Source organism: Halovulum sp. GXIMD14794, assembly GCF_054457455.1.
In genome coordinates this window covers 134,051-152,073 of record NZ_JBTLNF010000011.1, presented here as the reverse complement: position 1 = coordinate 152,073, position 18,023 = coordinate 134,051, and the positions used below count along the sequence as shown (strand labels likewise).

General features: G+C 59.9%; 15 protein-coding genes. 9 read left to right on the top strand and 6 right to left on the bottom strand.

Features of this window, described 5'->3' with window-relative positions; translation table 11 throughout:
- Positions 1–1,086 (top strand): sulfatase-like hydrolase/transferase (locus ACW9UR_RS23710; protein ID WP_458919561.1); only part of this gene is annotated, 1,086 nt, incomplete at its 5' end.
- Positions 1,087–1,357: 271 nt separating this feature from the next.
- A protein-coding gene (locus ACW9UR_RS23705) for an IS3 family transposase (protein ID WP_458919560.1) occupies positions 1,358–2,502 on the top strand; the annotation gives its coding sequence in 2 pieces (ribosomal slippage) (positions 1,358–1,633 and positions 1,636–2,502; 1,143 coding nt in all).
- 129 nt (positions 2,503–2,631) lie between these two features.
- On the opposite strand, the gene ACW9UR_RS23700 is transcribed toward ACW9UR_RS23705, so the two are convergent.
- Genes ACW9UR_RS23700 through ACW9UR_RS23685 form a run of 4 tightly spaced genes read right to left on the bottom strand, consistent with a single transcriptional unit; the run spans position 2,632 to position 6,880 of the window.
- Positions 2,632–3,459 (bottom strand): carbohydrate ABC transporter permease, encoded by an 828-nt coding sequence (locus tag ACW9UR_RS23700; RefSeq protein ID WP_458919559.1) that lies wholly within the window; start codon positions 3,457–3,459, stop codon positions 2,632–2,634.
- Positions 3,460–3,462: 3 nt separating this feature from the next.
- Positions 3,463–4,383 carry a carbohydrate ABC transporter permease gene (locus ACW9UR_RS23695; RefSeq protein WP_458919558.1) on the bottom strand — a complete coding sequence of 307 codons (921 nt, stop codon included), beginning with the start codon at positions 4,381–4,383 and terminating at the stop codon, positions 3,463–3,465.
- 59 nt (positions 4,384–4,442) lie between these two features.
- Positions 4,443–5,711: an ABC transporter substrate-binding protein gene (locus ACW9UR_RS23690; protein ID WP_458919557.1), complete on the bottom strand. Its 1,269-nt coding sequence runs from the start codon at positions 5,709–5,711 to the stop codon at positions 4,443–4,445.
- A gap of 23 nt (positions 5,712–5,734) precedes the next feature.
- Positions 5,735–6,880, bottom strand: coding sequence for a mandelate racemase/muconate lactonizing enzyme family protein (locus tag ACW9UR_RS23685; protein ID WP_458919556.1), 1,146 nt, complete (start codon positions 6,878–6,880; stop codon positions 5,735–5,737).
- A 125-nt stretch (positions 6,881–7,005) separates the two neighbouring features.
- Here ACW9UR_RS23685 and ACW9UR_RS23680 point away from each other — a divergent pair, with 125 nt between their 5' ends.
- From ACW9UR_RS23680 to ACW9UR_RS23655, 6 genes are all read left to right on the top strand, one after another.
- Positions 7,006–7,656 (top strand): GntR family transcriptional regulator, encoded by a 651-nt coding sequence (locus tag ACW9UR_RS23680; protein ID WP_458919555.1) that lies wholly within the window; start codon positions 7,006–7,008, stop codon positions 7,654–7,656.
- A gap of 10 nt (positions 7,657–7,666) precedes the next feature.
- Positions 7,667–8,734 carry an ABC transporter ATP-binding protein gene (locus ACW9UR_RS23675; RefSeq protein ID WP_458919554.1) on the top strand — a complete coding sequence of 356 codons (1,068 nt, stop codon included), beginning with the start codon at positions 7,667–7,669 and terminating at the stop codon, positions 8,732–8,734.
- A gap of 33 nt (positions 8,735–8,767) precedes the next feature.
- Positions 8,768–10,141, top strand: coding sequence for a sulfatase-like hydrolase/transferase (locus ACW9UR_RS23670; RefSeq protein WP_458919553.1), 1,374 nt, complete (start codon positions 8,768–8,770; stop codon positions 10,139–10,141).
- Positions 10,142–10,740: 599 nt separating this feature from the next.
- Positions 10,741–11,715, top strand: a complete 975-nt coding sequence (locus ACW9UR_RS23665; protein WP_458919552.1) for a hypothetical protein — start codon at positions 10,741–10,743, stop codon at positions 11,713–11,715.
- A gap of 73 nt (positions 11,716–11,788) precedes the next feature.
- Positions 11,789–12,424 carry a hypothetical protein gene (locus tag ACW9UR_RS23660; protein ID WP_458919551.1) on the top strand — a complete coding sequence of 212 codons (636 nt, stop codon included), beginning with the start codon at positions 11,789–11,791 and terminating at the stop codon, positions 12,422–12,424.
- A 471-nt stretch (positions 12,425–12,895) separates the two neighbouring features.
- Complete coding sequence (locus ACW9UR_RS23655; RefSeq protein ID WP_458919550.1) at positions 12,896–14,281, top strand: hypothetical protein; 1,386 nt, start codon at positions 12,896–12,898, stop codon at positions 14,279–14,281.
- A 269-nt stretch (positions 14,282–14,550) separates the two neighbouring features.
- Here the strand turns inward: ACW9UR_RS23655 and ACW9UR_RS23650 are convergent, their stop codons facing one another.
- Positions 14,551–14,952: a helix-turn-helix domain-containing protein gene (locus tag ACW9UR_RS23650; protein ID WP_458919549.1), complete on the bottom strand. Its 402-nt coding sequence runs from the start codon at positions 14,950–14,952 to the stop codon at positions 14,551–14,553.
- Between the two features lie 473 nt (positions 14,953–15,425).
- On the opposite strand from ACW9UR_RS23650, the gene ACW9UR_RS23645 reads away from it, so the two are divergent.
- Entirely contained in the window at positions 15,426–16,367 is a 942-nt protein-coding gene (locus tag ACW9UR_RS23645) for a tyrosine-type recombinase/integrase (protein ID WP_458919548.1), read from the top strand.
- Positions 16,368–16,745: 378 nt separating this feature from the next.
- Here the strand turns inward: ACW9UR_RS23645 and ACW9UR_RS23640 are convergent, their stop codons facing one another.
- A complete protein-coding gene (locus ACW9UR_RS23640) occupies positions 16,746–18,011 on the bottom strand; it encodes an FCSD flavin-binding domain-containing protein (RefSeq protein ID WP_458919547.1) in 1,266 nt (421 codons plus the stop codon).
- Positions 18,012–18,023 lie beyond the last annotated feature (12 nt).

Genomic DNA, 18,023 nt, shown 5'->3' with positions numbered 1-18,023 from the left:
AACTGGGAAGTGACCATGGCCGAGTTGTTCTCGGACGCGGGCTACGCGACGGGAATGTTCGGAAAGTGGCACCTTGGTGACATGCCGGGGCGCTTCCCGACCGACCAGGGGTTTGACGAGTGGTACGGGGTCGCGAACACGACCGATGAATCCGAGTATTCCTCGCAGTTCCAGTTCGATGCCTCGGTAAGCGGACAACCGATGATCCAGAGGGCGGTGCGCGGCGAGTCCCCGACCGACGTAAAGCCGTACGATGTCGCAGCACGGCGGGAAATCGACGGAGATCTGACCGAACTCGCGATCGACTTCATGGAACGGCAGGTCGCTGCAGACACATCGTTCTTTGCCTTTGTGCCCTTTACGCAGCCCCATCTGCCGACCCTTCCGCATCCCGATTTCGACGGGATTACCGGCAATGGCCACTACGCCGACGTCCTGGCCGAAATCGACTTCCGGTCAGGGCAAATTCTCGATGCGATCAGTGATCTCGGGATCGAGGACGATACGCTCGTCCTCTGGCTGAGTGATAACGGGCCGGAGTATTTCGCTCCATGGCACGGCACAGCCGGTCCGTGGCGCGGTGCCTATTTCACCGCCTGGGAGGGATCGCTGCGGGTTCCGTTCCTTGCCAGGTGGCCGGGACGGATCGAAGCTGGCAAGACCAGTAATGAGATAGTCCACCTCGTGGATTTGCTGCCGACGCTTGCCGAGTTCGCTGGTTTCGAAACGCCCGACGACCGTATCATCGACGGTGTGGATCAATCCGATTTCTTTCTCGGAGAGCAGGAGACGTCCAACCGCGAGGGCTTCATCATCTACAACAATGATGACGTCTACGGGTACAAGTGGCGGAACTGGAAGGTGCACCTTGTCGACCTGGAGAACATGAACAGCGAACCGATGCCGCTCAATGTGCCCCGGATCTATAACCTGATCACCGACCCGAAAGAGGAGTATCAGGTCCAAGAGCAATCCACCTGGGTTCTTCCGGTTATCTTCAGCAAGATCGTCGAATTCCAGACCACGCTCGCTTCGGAACCACCTATCCCACTCGGCACGCTCGATCCCTACCTGCCGCCGAATTGAGACCCAACCTTAGAGCAGACATTGCCAGTTTGGGCCTCAAGGGCAGCTCAGCGCAGTGAGCGGTCCGATGCCACCTTCCGCCAATGGCGGCGTTGTCCGCGATCCGGGCGTAGGCTCGATCTTGCTTTAACGTCCGGTGCTCGTAGAAGCAGCCATTGGGGCGCGGGCGGGCGAAAACTGCGGCGCGACCTGAGGTACCCCCCGAAAACCGGACAGTGACGGAAGCTACGATCTGACGTCTGCTGGTCTCCAAGAACGAGGAGATCAGAACATGTCGAAACGCAGAAACCATGACGCGGGCTTCAAGGCTCGGGTGGCGCTGGAAGCCGTGAAGGGCGAGCGCACGGTGTCGGAGCTGGCCGCGGAATACGGCGTGCATCCGACCATGATCCATCAGTGGAAGAGGGCGCTGCTTGAAGGAGCGTCTGACATCTTCGAGCGCGGCGGCAAGAAGAAGGCTGAGGTCGACGAGGAGACGGTGCGGTCGCTGCACGCCAAGATCGGAGAGCTGGCCGTCGCCAACGATTTTTTGTCCAGAAAGCTCAAGCCGTGGACCGGCAAGTGAGGCGCGGAATGGTCGAGAAGGATCACCCCACGTTGTCGATCGGGGCGCAATGCCGCCTGCTGTCGATCTCGCGGTCGTCGTTCTATTACGCACCGCAGGGCGAGACCGGGATGAACCTGGCACTGATGCAGCTGATCGACCGGCAATTCCTGGAAACGCCGTTCTACGGGGTCCGGCAGATGACCTGGCACCTTCAGAACGAGGGGCATGCCGTGAACCAGAAGCGCATCCGTCGTCTGATGCGGCTCATGCGGTTGATGCCGATCTATCAGAAGCCGACCACCAGCAAGCCCGCCAAGGGCCACAAAACCTACCCCTACCTGCTTGGAGGCTTGCGGGTCGATCGGCCCAACCAGGTCTGGTGCGCCGACATCACTTACCTTCCGATGCGGCGGGGCTTCCTTTACCTTGTCGCCATCATGGACTGGTTCACCCGCAAGGTGCTGGCCTGGCGCATCTCGAACACCCTCGAAGCCGACTTCTGCGTCGAGGCGCTGAACGAGGCGGTCCACCGCTTCGGCCCGCCCGAGATCATGAACAGCGATCAGGGCTCGCAGTTCACGTCCTTCGCCTGGACGGACCGGCTGAAACGGCTTGGCATCCGGATCTCGATGGACGGCAAAGGGCGCTGCCTCGACAACATCTTCATCGAGCGCCTGTGGCGGTCTCTGAAATACGAATGCGTATATCTGCACGCCTGGGAGACCGGCTCGCAGGCCAAGGCCGGCATCGGACGCTGGATCAGCTTCTACAACCACCAGCGGCCCCACGCCGCCCATGGCGGACAGCCACCCGCCGTGGTCTACTTCAAACAGATCGAAACCGGCCAGCGGGGACAGAGAGTAGCTTAAATCAACCCGGAAACTGTCCAAAGATCGGGGAGTAGCTCACACAGCCGTGGCGAGTGACTCCCCATTTCGAACTGGCTCTGAGAAAGAGCAAGCGTACTGAGTTTTTTTCACCAACAGTGACCATGTTGGCTATTTGGTCGCTCCCGCCGTCAGGCCTGCCACTAGTTTCTTCTGCAGCGGCAGAAAGAGCATCAATGTCGGCAGTGTCGCCACGACCGAGCCGGCCATTACGGCCCCCCAGTCCACCTGAACGTCTCCGAAATACTGGTAAAGACCCAAGGGGATCGTTTTCTTCGCGTCGTCGGTGATCAGCGCAAGCGCCAAAAGGTATTCGGACCAGCACTGCAGGAAGCCGAATGTACCGGCCGCCACCATGCCGGGCCACATGATCGGCAGAATAATCCGGGTAACCACGGTGAACCGCGAAGCGCCGTCCACGATCGCAGCCTCGTCGAGGCTTTTGGGGATCGTTGTCAGATACCCGACCAGAAGATAAATCGTGAATGGCGTGATGAAGGCCGTGTAGCAGAGGATCAGGCCGATATGGCTGTTGATCAGCCCACCCCGCGCAAAGAGGATGAAGATCGGATTGACCAGGATGATCCAGGGAAAGAACTGCCCGCCCATGATCGCCCCGAAGATGAAGCCGCGACCGAAGAACCGGAAGCGTGACAGGCAATAGGCCGCGAACAACGCGATCGTGCAGCCCAGCACCGTCGCGGTCACGCAGACAAGCAGGCTGTTCGCGACATAGGTGAAATAGCCGCTCGTGAGGATCTTGGCGTAGTTTGCCAAGGTCCAGCCGCCGTCCGAAGCCACCAGCGATACCGAGAGCTTCTCGAACGAGCCCTTGAAGACATAGAACGCGGGCGCCAGAAGGAATATCGCGAAAAGGGCGAAGGCGATCAGCAGGCCCCCGTTCTCGATCAGCTGGGTTGGGTGTAAACGTCTGCGCATGTCTCAGCCCACCTTGTCCTGCATGTCCGACAGCCCGAACCAGCGGAAGTAAGCAGCGCCGAAAGCCGCCATCACTACCGCCATGGTGACACCGATTGCCGCCGAATAGCCGATCCGCAGATCCACGAAGGCCTTCAGGTAAACCTCGGTGGCCAAGACGTTGGTATAGGTCCCCGGCCCGGCGCCGGTGGTCAGCCAGACATAGACGAAATTGTTGAAAGTCCAGATCACGCTCATGAGGGTCAGCACCGAGATCGTTGGCATGAGGTAAGGCAAGGTGATGAACCGGAACTGCTGCCAACGGTTCGCCCCGTCGACCTCGGCAGCTTCGACCTGTTCCTCGGGGATGGTCTGAAGAGCAGCCAGCAGCGAGACACCCACAAGCGGCGTGGTGTTCCATACAATGATGGTGATGATCGCAGGCCAGACCGTCGCGAGGTTCGCCGTGAAGGCCACGGGGTCCGAGATCAGTCCGGTATTCAGCAACGCCTCGTTGATCGGCCCGTGGGTCGGATCGAAGAGCCAGCGCCAGGCAATCACGGCGACCACCGGGGGCGTCGCCCATGGCACCAGCAGAATCAGTCGGGCGATGGTCGTCATCCGCATCTCGCGAAGAAAACGCGAGTTCAGCAAGAGCGCGAAACCAAGCCCGAGGAGGATCCGGAAGAACACCGAAAGACCGGTCAGCCAGACGACCGTGTTGATCGCGATATCGAAGAAGGAATCGCTCGTCAGGAACTCTGCATAGTTTGCCAGTCCCACCGGGTCACCACCCTTGCGCAACTTCAACAGCGTGATGTCCGTGAAACTGAGCTCCAGGTTGTAGAGGGTCGGGTAGAGGTAGAAGCCCACCAGTACCAGGAAGGTCGGTAGCAGCATCGAGAAAATCGTCAGCTTCTCGTGCATTCGGGGGGAAAGCCGCATGTGTCCTCCGGCAAAGCAGCGGGGCCGGCGGAACCGGCCCCGTATTCAGGGTCCGGGACTCAGTTGCCCAGCATCCGGTCGATCTCGCTCAGGAGGTCTTCGGCCGCATCCTCCAGCGAGGACTGTCCCGAGAGGGCGGTGCCGAAGGCGCGCGAAGTGGTGTTCCAGAGCGGCCCCACTCCGACGCCGCTGTCGGCATACGCGCCCCAGGTGCGGGTGTGTTGTGCAAGCTGGGTCGCAAATCCGCTTTCCTCGGGCCGGTAATCGATTTGGCTCAGCAGGGTCTTCTGCGCAGGGAACTGATTGACGTAGTAGTCTTCGAAAAGACCCGCTTCGGTCAGATACTGAACCAGTTTCCACGATTCCTCGGGATGGTCGGTGCTGGCGTTGACCACCAGGGTGCGTCCGCCGAGATGGGTCATCGGGCCTTCGCTTCCAGCCATCATGACCCCCGACTGAAGCGGCACATCCGCGCCGGGATTGGCCTCTTCGTAGGCTGCGAGCAACTGCCGGAAGGTGTTGGTCGGCATCACCCCGATCGCCTGCTCGCCCTCGAGCATGGCCTGCATGATAGCTGGGTCATGGGCCTGGTCGATCGCCAGGATCGACTGCGGCGCGAGTCCCTCATCGAGGTATGTCTTGAAATAGCCCATTGCTTCGACGAGCTGCTCCTGGCTGACACCGGTGGTGTATCCGCCATTGCCGTCCTCGACGATGAAGGCCGAACCGTTCGACCAGAGATAGTAGTTCACCGGGAACCACACCTGGTTCGCCGCCGCGAAAGAGAAGCCGGTCTTGCCGGTCTTTTCCTTGACCGTACGGCTGTCCTCCAGCAGCTCATCCCAGGTTGTCGGCAGGTCCTCGATCCCGGCCTCTGACAGTACATCTGTGCGATAGACCATCGCCCAGGTGTCGGCGGACCAGGGCACGCCCCAGGCCTTGCCGTCGTACATTGTCAGGTCTGTTGCGATGAAATCGTCGAAGCCGTTGGGAAACTCGCCGTACTGCGTCAACTCGTCGACGGGCAGAACGACTTCAGCTTCGGCCATTTCCTGCGTCCAGACAAAAGCAATGTGAACAACGTCCGGCCCTTGCCCCACTGCGGATTCGCGCAGGTACTGGTCCCGGCTGTCATTCCAGGAAATGGTCTGGAGATCGACCTTGATGCCGGGATTGGCCGCCTCGAATGCATCGAGTGCGGCACGCATTTCTTCCCGCTCGCTGTCATTGAAGCGGAAAGAGATTTCGACGTCCGCCGCAGCCGACAGTGCGGTGGTTCCCAGCAACGCCGCCCCGACGGCAAGCGTGCGAATTACTTTGGTGGGCATTGAGACCTCCCTGTGGTCCATTGTCATTTCACCTCGCATCGCGCGATGCAGAAGCGCTTCAAGGCGTCCTCGTCCGGCACGAAACCGATGCCGTCCCCTTGAGGAACTGGCACGAACCCGGCGACCGGACGCAGGTCGATCGGGCCAAGTTCTGTTCTGAGTGGGTTGGGGTTGGCATCGAGCTCCACGCGGCCACCGCCACCCAGTGCGGCGAGGCAGTGGAACGAAGCCGCAAGACCAAGTGCCGTTCCCATGTAATGCAGCGTCACGCCCACGCCGTGAGACAACGCATGACGGCCCGCAGCCATACAGCCCGATACGCCGCCCCATTTCGCGACATCCGGCTGGATGACCCCCAGCGAGCGGTTCTCGACATGCGCTGCGAACCCGGCTTCGGAGAGGATGTTCTCGCCTGCCGCCAGAGGGCACGACACGTTCTCGGCAAGCTTGCGCCAGTCTTCGGGCGACGCATGTGCCGAGATCGGCTCCTCGACGAAAGCAAGATCGAACCTGGCCAGATCCGCGATCGCGACCGTCGCGGACGCGGCAGTCCAGTTCTGGTTGGCGTCGACGCAGAGCATTAACCCATGCGCGTCGTTGCTGCGAAATCGAGAGAGGATCGCCAGATCCCTTTCCGGATCGAACCCGACCTTCAGCTTTGCACCCGTATGTCCGGCCTCGTGCAGCCGCTCCGCCAGACTGTCGACCTCCCCCACTCCGGGAGTGGAGGCATAGACCTGGACCCTTGCCTCAGGTTGCTCCGAGATCGCCGCCGACAGCGGCACTCCGGCCCGCCGCGCGGCCATGTCGGCCACTGCCATGTCCAGGGCGGCCAAAAGGTGCGCAAATGGCCCTGGCTCTCCGGTATGGATGATCATGCGGGCAAGGTCCCGCTCCAAGGAAGGGCGCAGTGCGGTCCAGTCGGACGGGGTCCGCCCCAACACCGCAGGGCCCACCGGATCCTCGAGCAATGCGAGCTTCGCCAGGTTTCCCTTCGGCGGGTAATTGCACCAGGCCTCCCCCCATCCCGAAGCGCCATCCGATGCCGTCAGTTTCAGAAGCAGGCCGTTCCGCACCGGCATCGGAGCAAGGCTGGAGACCGGGCCACCGTCGACCGCACAAGACAGCGCGAAGGCTTCGAGTCGGTCAATTCTGCCGCCGTCAAGCATGGAGGAACACTCCGGATTCGTACTTTGCCCATAAAGTACCTACTGATTAATCAGTGTTTGTCCAGTGATAAATCTTTGATTGACCAACCTCGTTCCGCACCCTATGCAAAACGGAAGGAAACTTGATGAAGAAACCAAGCATGTCCCGCGCAGACGCCTATCACGACTTCCGCGACCGCCTGCTTTCGGGCGAGCTGTCCCCCGGTCAGTTCGTCACCCAAAAAGAGCTGGCCGAGCTTGCGGGGGTACCGCTTGGCACCGCGCGCGAAGCGATCCAGCGCCTGCAACATGAATCACTGCTGAAGGTACATCCGCAGCGGGGTATCCAGATCGTCGACGTGACGACCCGCTTCATTAGGCAGGCTTTCGGCTTGCGCCAGGCGCTGGAAACGTATGCCGTGCGTGTTTTCGCGGGCGGGGGCTTCGAAGCCGAGATCGACGCGCTGCTTGGCGACACACGTGCCATCCTCAACGAGGCCGAAGGCGCGCACACGCCCGAAACCCTGCAGCGCGCGGTCGAAATCGACTGGGTGATGCATGACCGGATCGTCGACAGCACGGACAATGCGCTACTGATCGAAACCTTCCAGGTCAACGTCGCCCGCCTGCGACTGATAAAGGTCAACAACCGGCTCTCTCCCGAACGCGCGCTGACCGCACTCGCCGAGCATATCGAGATCCTTGAATTCTGCCGCGACGGCAAGGTGGCCGAGGCCGTCGACGCCATGTCGCAACACATCGACGTGGCGACCACACGGGCGCTGCAAGGCATCTGAAGGACAGCAAATGGCACGCATCCAGCTTTCGTCGGCGGTAAAGAAATACGGCGCCCAACAGGTGATCCACGGCGTCGACATCGACATCGAGGACGGGGAGTTCACGGTGCTCGTCGGTCCTTCCGGCTGCGGCAAGTCCACCTTGTTGCGCATGATCGCGGGGCTCGAAAGCATCTCGGGCGGCGAGATCTCCATCGGCGAGCGGGTGGTGAACGACCTGCGCCCGAAGGAACGCGGCATCGCCATGGTGTTCCAGAACTACGCACTCTATCCGCACATGACAGTGGCCGAGAACATGGGCTTTGCGCTGCGCCTTTCGAAAGCCGGCAAGGGAGAGATAGATCAGAAGGTCCGCGCCGCTGCCGACATTCTCGATCTCGGGCCCTTGCTTGAACGCTACCCCCGCGAATTGTCCGGCGGGCAACGCCAGCGCGTCGCAATGGGCCGTGCGATCGTCCGCGATCCCTCGGTCTTCCTGTTCGACGAGCCGCTGTCGAACCTGGATGCCAAGTTGCGGGTACGGATGCGGACCGAGATCCGGGCTCTGCACCAGAAGCTGCGTACCACCGTTGTCTATGTCACCCACGACCAGATCGAGGCGATGACCATGGCCGACAAGATCATTGTGCTTGAGGGCGGCCACGTCTCGCAGGTCGGTAGCCCGCTGGAACTCTATGACCGCCCGGCCAACCGGTTCGTCGGGACCTTCATCGGCTCCCCATCCATGAATATCCTGCCCGCTGTTGCCGAACCAGGCGGACTGCTGCTCGAGAATGGGCAAGGACTGGTCGCGCCCCATGCGCTGGCCGCTGGCCGATCGGTCGAGTTCGGCATCCGCCCCGAGCACCTCACGCTTTGCGGCGACGACGCCGGCATCGCTGCCCGCGTACTTGTGGTCGAACCAACCGGCGCCGAGACCCATGTTGTATGCGATGTGGCGGGCACCGAGGTAACTGCCGCGCTGCGCGACCGAGTTGACTTCGGCCCCGGCCACATCATGCACCTGGCACCGGATCCGGGTCGCGCCCATTTCTTCGATCCCGAGACGGGTCTTTCCCTGGCCGCCCCTACCCACTGACCACGACACCCGCTTCCGGAGGCTCTTGCGCCCATGTCAGAACGGCCGAATTTCATCTTCATCATCGCCGACGACCACCGCCACCGCTCGATCGGCACGAACGGGTGTCGCGATGTAGCCACCCCGCATCTCGATGCGTTGGCTGCACGAGGCACCAGCTTCGATGCGGCGCACTGCCAGGGCGGCTTCGACGGCGCCGTCTGCGTTCCGTCCCGCGCGACGCTCATGACCGGGCGGAACGTCTTCGCAATCGACCACGCGCAGAAGGCGATGTCCGGCCTGCCATGCCCTTATACCGATCGCACCGCGACGATCCCGACGGAGTTCCGCACATTCCCCGAGATCCTGCGCTCCGAGGGCTACAACACCCACGGGATCGGGAAATGGCACAACGACCGGGCGGCGTTCGCCCGCTCGTTTGCCACAGCCGACAGCGTCTTCTTCGGAGGAATGTGCGATCACGACAAAGTGCCACTGCATCACCACGACCCCGACGGCGCCTATCCGCCCGAGGCAGCGCAGGAGGTCAAGGGTTTCTCGACCGAAATCTTCCGCAGCGCGGCGCAGCGCTTTCTGGAAAGCCGCACCGGAAGTGATCCGTTCCTGCTCTACGTGGCCTTCACGGCCCCGCACGACCCGCGAACGCCACCAGCGCACTTTCGGCCAGATCCCGGCGCATTGACCCTGCCCGCCAATGTCATGCCCACCCATCCCTTCGACAATGGCGACGCCGCTTTGCGGGACGAGCTGCTGGAAGGTTTCCCCCGGTCCGAGGAAGCCGTCCGCGAACACTTGGCGGACTACTACGGGATGATCGCGCAACTCGACGATGCGATTGGCCAGATACTCGCCACCGCCGAGACGCGTAACCTCCTCGAGAACACCGTGATCGTGTATACGTCCGACCACGGCCTGGGCATTGGCAGTCACGGGCTGATGGGCAAGCAGAACATGTACCAGCACAGCCTGGGCATCCCCTTGATCTTCGCCGGCCCCGGAGTAGCGGCGCGCGCTCGCTGCGATGCTCTGGTCTGGCATGCGGATACGCGAGCAACCCTGCTGGACCTTGCCCGAAGTGACGCGGTGAATGAGGACGGGCAGTCGTTGAGGCCCTGGCTCCGCGGCGAAGAAGGTGAGCGACGCTCGCATCTCGGGGCGGTTTACAAAGCCTCGCAATCGATGATCCGGGACGAGCGATACAAGTTCATCCGCTATTCTTCGGGCAATGGTGCCGATCCGCAACCGGCCCGGAACTCGACAACACCAGGATCCGATACGGAGCAACTGTTCGACCTCATAAAAGACCCGGACGAGCGGTCAAATTTGGCGTTCGCACCCCAATTCACGTCGGTCCGGGAGAAGTTAGGCGCTGCCTTAGATAAATGGCACCAGTCTCTTGATGCATAGATCCCGTAGAGAACACACTCGAACGGTTTAGTTCCGCGTAATGCGTACGGAGAAAGGCTGCACGGGACCTGACAAATCGAAATAGTCCAAACCGCGCTCCTGGCGGAGAATAATGCGATCATCGGTGCCATCCCCTATCCCCTGTGGCCGGACTCGCGGAAGAAGCTGGCCACAGGCTGGCGCGCATTCTTTTAGACCTTGCCTAGTTCATACAGCTTGCGAATGAACACCTTAGGGCCGCCAAAACATAAGGTTCCGACGCACAACACCCGCCGCACACAAAGCGATCGGACAATATGGCTCCCCAATACCTCTAGGACTTCGGGTATTTTGGTGACCTGACACTGAACTTTCACCCAGCCGCGACCGGAGTCCGGTTGGTGTTTGTGCCGGTTGGCGCGGGTTCGCTAAGCGGTCTGATCACGAGACCGTGTCTTATCAATGTGGTCGTAAAGCTCCAAACGGTGGCCCTTTTAGGACCCGCCGTTCGCAGGCCGCTATGTTCAGATGGCTCGGTACCAAAATCCGTACCGAAGATTCCGTGGATGTTCCAAAGATTACACGCCATATCGGTACCAACGCAGCAAGGGAATACCGAAATGGAAAACGCCGGCAGTAAGGGGAACGCCAACCTCACCATCTCTGACGAGGTGGATGCCAGACATGCCGGTTTTGCCGAGAACTTCGGCAACGACGGCTTTTTCGAGGACGCCCTCATCACCTGCCTCGGGCAGATAGACCGCATCTGCACCGTGTTTTTCGGCGAGGAAGCTAGTGCAGCAGGTCTCGACGCAATGGTCGGGCACTACTTCTCTAAGCTCGTAGCTGAAGGCGGGTGGAGACATGCCTTGGAAGAGGAGTTCAGCGGCATCTACTCAGGACTTCCTATTGGCGGGTTGTTCCATGACCTTGATGCTTATGCGAACTACGGCATCGTATTGGCGCCGGCGAGAGACGAGGCAATCCGGGAACAGCTTCTCGCTGCCATGGTCAAGAAAGCCAAAGGCTTTCTACAAGCGATCCCCTTGAACGCATGGGGCATCCGGAACGAGCATGCGGTCGCACTGGTACGCAAGGCGTCGGTACGCTTCAAGCTCGATACCGGGCAACCCGTAGACGCGGAGGAGCTTTCTGTGATCTCCGGCCTCGCCCTGCAGTCAATTAAGAACCGGCTTGCTGGGACGACCAAGGAGATTATCGGCAACCAGAACAAGATCGAGGCGCGGGAGGCCTTGGCCTGGCTCTCAAGCCGCAAGGACTTCCGGCCATCACTTTGGCGGCAGCAGGATGACGGAGAAACGATCAATCACCTGGAAGCCAGCATGGCGGAAGCTGTCTTCATTCCGGTAGCGGCAGATGGATCGGCTTTCACCACCAGCAGTTCAAAAGATGGATACTACTACGTCGGAGCGGAAGGCTACGAACGCCGCTTCGAGGACTACGATGAAGCGCTTCTCGCACTTCAGGCGATGGTGACGCCGGTATGGCGTCGCCCAACTGCCGGCGGAACCTGGACAAGGGTGCGAGCAACCGGCTGGCGACGCATCCCGCGCTCCGAACTCACCAACGCCTAGCCTCCCCGGCCAGGACACCTCAATCGAACAAAGCGAACACCGCGGCCTCGGCCGCGAACAGAGAGACTCTGTCATGCCCAATCCGATAACGTTCCTGTTCAACCTAGACTCTCGCGGACAATACCGACTTGCGCAGGACGACGCACAGTGGATCGTCGAGAAAGGCCAACCTGGAAAAGCTATTCCTGGGAAAGATCGCGGCTACCGCGGACTCGATTTCGTCTGCAGCCAGAAGACCGTTCTAGAGCGATGCATCCGCGAACGCGGTATCGTACTTTGCCTGTCGGCTGTACATCTCTTGATGGCCCTTCCGAGCAGTTTCTCCAGTTCGCGGTCCGCAGTCGCTCGGTACGGGGGAGACGAATACAGACGAGATCTAGTCGCGGCTGCCAAGGAAATCGCTCTACGAGCCAGTTCCGACCTCGCTCCCGATGTACGTACCGCCCACTTTCACGCACTGATCCCGCTCGAAACTCCCGTTGCGGAGACGCTGGGCAAGAAGATCCTTTTGAGCAACCGCGATCCAAGACCGGAACTGATCAGCGCCGATATGTTCCCCAAAACTCACGATTGGGTCCGGAGCCTTGGGCCAGACGTATACGCGCTGTGGCTCAATTGGGTGTCACGATCGGTTCGGAAGAAACTCAGGGGAATACCCACCGCTAAAGGCGTGCTTTCCGAACCCGCGGCCGGCACCGACGCGGCCTAGTCTTAGACCAGCCCTGCAATGCACGATCATGCGCCTGCAATCCTTCCGGCAAGTCATTCGGTCCGTTTAGCTGTGTTCCACCCACTGAACTCGCCAGCGGCATACCGGAGCTCGCCCAAGAGCAATTTGCCAGACGGCAACATAACCAAAGCCCGCGAGGTTGTGTCGCCCCGGAAACATCGATCCCCATACCCACCATCGCGCCAGAAACCTTCCGGTATCTAGGATCCGCACCCGCCGCTGCCAGGGATGCCCCGCATAACGAAGCTGCTCCACCGGAACACCTACGGAGCGCAGAACAGGGCGAAATGGATCCGGACAGCACTTGGCTAACTCGATGGTCCGGTGCGCCACCCAAGCCGGTCACCTGCGAAGAGCGCCAGCATGAGGTTCTGTCTTCGCAGACGAGGGAAAAAGAACACGGCCGCACGCTACGAACGCAAAACTCAGAGTAACGAAGGAGCCCCCCCAATGCCGAAACCTGATCTAAGCCGGGTAATCGACTTCCCAATCGATCATCAGCCCCACCGCTTGTTCCTCGCGGACGGAGAAGAAGTAGACCCGACGATCTTTTACAAGTTGGAGCCAACGAGTGCCAAGCAGGTAAGATATAATGGCAGGTTCGACCTTCGCCCGGAGATCGATCTAAAATCGTACACCTGCAATTCGGTCATCGACTGGATCGAAATCTACTTTGAGACCGCCGATGAACACCAACCAAAAAACATACAACGCCGCCTGGCAAAAGCTTGCAATAAGACAGTTCACGCCAGGGTCTGGTGTCCGCTTGTAACAACAGAACACCAAGATCAGGGGACGCAGTTCGTCTTGCGTATGCAGGAACCGGACGCCCGCGCGCTATTCAGAGCGATCGATGCGATAAGGTCCTATCCCGACCTACTGCCCGCAGAATATCAGCCGATCACCATAGAGGCGATGGAGCTCTCGATCGACTTCTACCCGGAGGACCAAAGCGCGTCCGCGCGCCTTCGAATGACCGACGTTCTGCGACGGCATCTTCTGCCTCAAGACGTAATTTGGGCGCACAAAAACGGATTCCCCAGAGTTGCGTTCGATGAGTTGACACCAGAGGGTGTGCCGAAACTACGCAGGAACGGCAGGCCGAGAACGAAGACCCGCCCTCTGCTCGACATCCCGGAGGACTTCCCTGACCACTCAAACGACGTAGACGAAGCAACACACCGCGCGAACATGGTGCGGCTTCAGACGGACCGACGCGGACTTGCAAGGTTTGGTCCCGTCACCGGGACGTACTATGCAGGTGCGCAAGGGGACCCTCTGATGGTCAGGATCAACGACAAAGTCGAGGACAAGCGAAACCTTGCGAAGGGCACGGTACACCTCCTGACACCGGAGCAACGTCGATCCAGGATAGAAGTTGACGTGAAGGGCCCGGTGCTGAACGTACTCGGCCTGACCTTCGTAGAGGACCTTGGAAACTTCAATTTCCAAGAACTCAGAAAGTACGTGTTCGACTTCAGGATCCCCGTCGTCGATGTGCCGGCGGGTATGGGGGAAGCAAGCACGCAAAGTGCGCTCAAACGAAGCCCTCAGATCAGAGCTTTCGAACGCAACGGAATTATGGGCGTGCAGGCTGCGTGTTTTTCGAAGCATCGGATGGATGGGGAGGATCACCTAGAGAAGCGGATGCTGGGGGAGCAGAGCAAGGCTCCGAGAAATCAGGGAGTGAAGGGCTATACGGTCGGGTATGTGGAGCTTGTGAAGGTAGTGCACTCGAGACTGGGAAACCTGACACGGAAATGGAGAAGAGACGTAGCAAGGGAGATCGACAGGCGTGGATGGTCGGTGTCAGAGGAGAAAGCGGATGACGAGTGAAGTTTTCGTCGTGCCGTTTATCGGGGCCCTCTCCTTCTCCCCCAGTCAGCAAATAGGGAGGCCTCTAGAAGGCGGCTGGATTGACCGACCGCATTCAGTCAGGAGAGCCTTGTTTCATTGCTACTCAGCGCTGACTTGACTCGCTGTCGGGCGCCCAATGCAGGCAAATCGAAATGAGGCAGAAAAGTTCTCGCCCGAAACCGGGTTTAGGCGACGACCGAGCACCCCGCCTGGGGTGCTCGGGAAGAAGCTTCAGTAGGCACCCGCGACTAGCCTCCGTGCGCCTCGAACATCTCTCGGAACATCAACTCGCAAGCGAGATAGAGTGCGGGGTTCATCCGGAGGTCCCGCCCCTCACCTGCTTCGTCGTAGGCCTCCAGGATGGCTTCTTCCGTTCTTGTCAGCGGGTGGGAGAAATGCTCCAGGAGGACACTCCAGACCTCTGGGTGGTACTCACGCATTGCGGCGCGGAGAAGCGGGATGGGCTCAACCCCGCAGGCACTCGCAATAGCCGGGATCCGCTCGATGGGCACACGGGCCTCTCCGCTCTTCATCATCGACAGAAAGTTCGGTCGCCCCAGTCCGGCTCTCCTCGAAATCTCGGCTTGTGTAAGGCCGGAATAATCGATTGCTCTCGCAAGCATGCCTGCAATGCTCTCTTTATGCGTCACTGCTTGTCCTTTCTCAAGTGATGCCCTCAGTTATGTTGTATATGAAATCGTTAGATCCTTCAGATGCGGACACAACAGATATATTCATCCGTTACTTATAAGTATAAATTAGATTTATTATTCAAATTTAGGACGGCATTGGAACGAGAGGAACTTTGAGCGGCGCGAGATGCCGTCAAATTTCAGAAAACCTAAGTACTTAAAAAAAGTATGTTTTTCGACGTACTTGGTACGCATCCACGACGCACCATAAATACCACAACTATATGAATTATAATCATAAAATGAAATATCAGTTAGGCATCTAGATTCGGCGACAGCGACCCACTCAGAGTGAGGCCCGGCAGATCAGCAAGAAGCCGTTCACCGGTGATGATTACTATCTTTTTTCTTCCGAACTAGGGAAAACACCCGACGGCAGAGCCCGCTCGTCGTATAATAGACGCAGACAAACACAGAATGAGAGCTGCCCAATGACGAAGACAAAAACCATCCGTGACGCCTGCGACGCGTGGCTCAAGACCTGCGAAAGGAACGGGCTGGAGCGCGCAACGCTTCGAAGCTACCGCGGCCATGTCGCTCATCACATCGACAAGAAGATCGGTAGTCTGCCGGTCGCGGAGCTCACTCGAGCCGACGTTCGTGACTTCATCGATGAAATGCAGGACGAAGGCATGTCGCGCTCAATGACCAAGAAAGTTCTCGCGAGCTTGCGGTCGGCTCTTGGGGAGGCTGTCGAACGCGAATGGATTCCCCACAACGTGGCCCGGGATGTGAAAATGAAGCGAAATCGGCGCGACGAGCCGGAGCGGGCAATCCCCACCAAGGAAGAGATCAGAATTATGATCTCAAACACTCCGGATAGGCATCGCCCCCTGATAGTCACGGCGATCTTCACCGGGATGCGGGTTTCCGAACTGCGTGGACTGGCCTGGGACAACGTTGACTTCGACCGGAAGGTGATCGAAGTCGTTCAGCGGGCGGACTACTACAACGAACTCGGTAAGCCCAAGAGCCGCTCAAGCAAGCGAGTGATCCCGATGGCGCCGCGTGTCATCGAGGAGCTCTCGCAGTGGAAGCCCAAATGCCCGGCGGGTCCACAGAACCTCGTCTTCCCCAACGGTGCGGGAAAGATCGAGAACTTGTCGAACATCTACACCCGCGTCTTCGCCCCGCTACAGAGGGAGAACGGCATGGTCGGCGATGACGGCAAGCCCAAGTTCGGCTTTCACGCGCTACGTCACGCTGCAGCCTCACTCTTCATTGAACAAGGCTGGACGCCCAAAAAGGTGCAGTCGATCCTCGGGCACTCGTCCATCACCATGACGATGGATGTCTACGGACACCTCTTTGAGAACCCAGAAGAGGACGTGGCGCTGTTTGAAAAGATGGAGAAAGATCTGCTCGCAGCCTAGGAAAAATCCACATGAAAAAATACAGAAGGGCTCCCCCGGGAGCCCTTTTCTCATATTACGAAGAAGATTTTTCGGTGAAGCAAGAAGTCACTTGGTGGATTATGATTCCGCTGCTCTAACCGGCTGAGCTACTCCGCCACGGCGAGGGGGTGTTTAGGGAATCGCGGGGAGGGCGTCAAGCGGGAATAAGCCCTGACCCGAGCTTCTGTTCGACGCCATCCGACGGGCAAGGCGCTCAGGAGAATTCGCTTTCGCAAAGAGCCGATTGGACCTTGCACTATGAGTTGCAAGACCAAGGCCAGGCCGAGCGGCGCTCTTGCCGGAAAGGTGACGGCTGCGAATGCACCCGCCTCGCCAGCCTCCTGTGGACTTCCTGTATCAACCGAAGATGTCGGCGGTGATCCCGGCGTACCAACCGAGCGATTCCTCGTAGGTCTGCTTGCGCAACTCTGCGGCCTCGCCGGTCTGACTGACGAAGCTCTCGGTGCTGGCGATCCTTTCGTCGGTCGCCTCGTAGGCCCCGCCGACCTTCACACCATCTTCGGGGGCGATCAGCGACCAGCAGGTGTTGGCGAACTTGGGCGGGAATGCTCGGCTGCCGGTCAACTCGGCGCGGATCGCCATCGACGCGACCTTGGCCTGGCTGTTCGCCGAGAAAGCGGACTTCGGCATGTCCCCGGCGATTGTCGCGTCTCCGAGAACATAGACGTTCGGATCCACGCGGCTCTGCATGCTGGCCGGGGCGATCGGGCAGTAACCGCTGTCGTCTGACAGACCGGCTGCTTCGGCGATGTGGCCGGCCTTCTGCGCGGGGATCACGTTGCAGACGTCAACCTTCTCGACCTCGCCGTCGATGACAATCTCCATTGCGTCCGGCCGCACCTCGACATTATCGCCGCCGAAATCAGGTCCGATCCGGTCGATCATGCCGGTGTAATGCACCTGCCAACCTTCCTCGAACAGGCCCTGCTTGGAGTACTTCTCCTTCGGATCCACGATCAGGATCTTCGCGGTCGGGTTCGTCTGCTTCAGCAGATGCGCGACCATCGAGACTCGCTCGTAAGGTCCTGGCGGGCAGCGATAGGGATTGGGCGGTGCAATCATGCCGAACACCCCGCCCTCGGGCATTGCCTCGATCTGCGCCTTGAGGAGCTGCGTCTGAGACCCCGCCTTCCACGAATGCGGCATCCGGTTCTGCTGGCTGATATCCCAGCCGGTAACCGAACCGTCGATGAAATCGATCCCGGGCGAGACCACCAGCCTGTCGTAGGGGAGCGATCCGCCCGAGGCGAGCGTCACCGTCTTCGCGTCGCGGTCGACGCCCACCACCCAGTCGTGCACGACGTTCACCCCGTAGTCCGTGGCCAGCGTGCCGTAGGTGTGCCCGATCGACGCGAAGTCGCGGAAGCCACCGATGTAGAGGTTCGAGAAGAAGCAGGTGTAGTAGGTCCGGGTCGGCTCGATCAGCGTTACATCGAGCGCACCGTCGCTGTCTTTCGCAAGGTATCGTGCGACCGTAGCGCCGCCTGCCCCGCCACCGATGACGACAACGCGCGGCGCGCCCTGCCCGGCAACCATCGACGAAGCCAGTCCGGCGGTGCCGGCCGCCGCGGCGCCGAGAAACAGTCTTCTGCTGAGTCTCATGATATCCTCCCC

Excerpts from the sequence above, each read along its gene's own strand:
- ACW9UR_RS23700 (WP_458919559.1), bottom strand. The coding sequence starts at position 3,459 with ATGCGCAGACGTTTACACCCAACCCAGCTGATCGAGAACGGGGGCCTG.
- ACW9UR_RS23695 (WP_458919558.1), bottom strand. The coding sequence starts at position 4,383 with ATGCGGCTTTCCCCCCGAATGCACGAGAAGCTGACGATTTTCTCGATG.
- ACW9UR_RS23690 (WP_458919557.1), bottom strand. The coding sequence starts at position 5,711 with ATGCCCACCAAAGTAATTCGCACGCTTGCCGTCGGGGCGGCGTTGCTG.
- ACW9UR_RS23685 (WP_458919556.1), bottom strand. The coding sequence starts at position 6,880 with ATGCTTGACGGCGGCAGAATTGACCGACTCGAAGCCTTCGCGCTGTCT.
- ACW9UR_RS23680 (WP_458919555.1), top strand. The coding sequence starts at position 7,006 with ATGAAGAAACCAAGCATGTCCCGCGCAGACGCCTATCACGACTTCCGC.
- ACW9UR_RS23675 (WP_458919554.1), top strand. The coding sequence starts at position 7,667 with ATGGCACGCATCCAGCTTTCGTCGGCGGTAAAGAAATACGGCGCCCAA.
- ACW9UR_RS23670 (WP_458919553.1), top strand. The coding sequence starts at position 8,768 with ATGTCAGAACGGCCGAATTTCATCTTCATCATCGCCGACGACCACCGC.
- ACW9UR_RS23665 (WP_458919552.1), top strand. The coding sequence starts at position 10,741 with ATGGAAAACGCCGGCAGTAAGGGGAACGCCAACCTCACCATCTCTGAC.
- ACW9UR_RS23660 (WP_458919551.1), top strand. The coding sequence starts at position 11,789 with ATGCCCAATCCGATAACGTTCCTGTTCAACCTAGACTCTCGCGGACAA.
- ACW9UR_RS23655 (WP_458919550.1), top strand. The coding sequence starts at position 12,896 with ATGCCGAAACCTGATCTAAGCCGGGTAATCGACTTCCCAATCGATCAT.
- ACW9UR_RS23645 (WP_458919548.1), top strand. The coding sequence starts at position 15,426 with ATGACGAAGACAAAAACCATCCGTGACGCCTGCGACGCGTGGCTCAAG.
- ACW9UR_RS23640 (WP_458919547.1), bottom strand. The coding sequence starts at position 18,011 with ATGAGACTCAGCAGAAGACTGTTTCTCGGCGCCGCGGCGGCCGGCACC.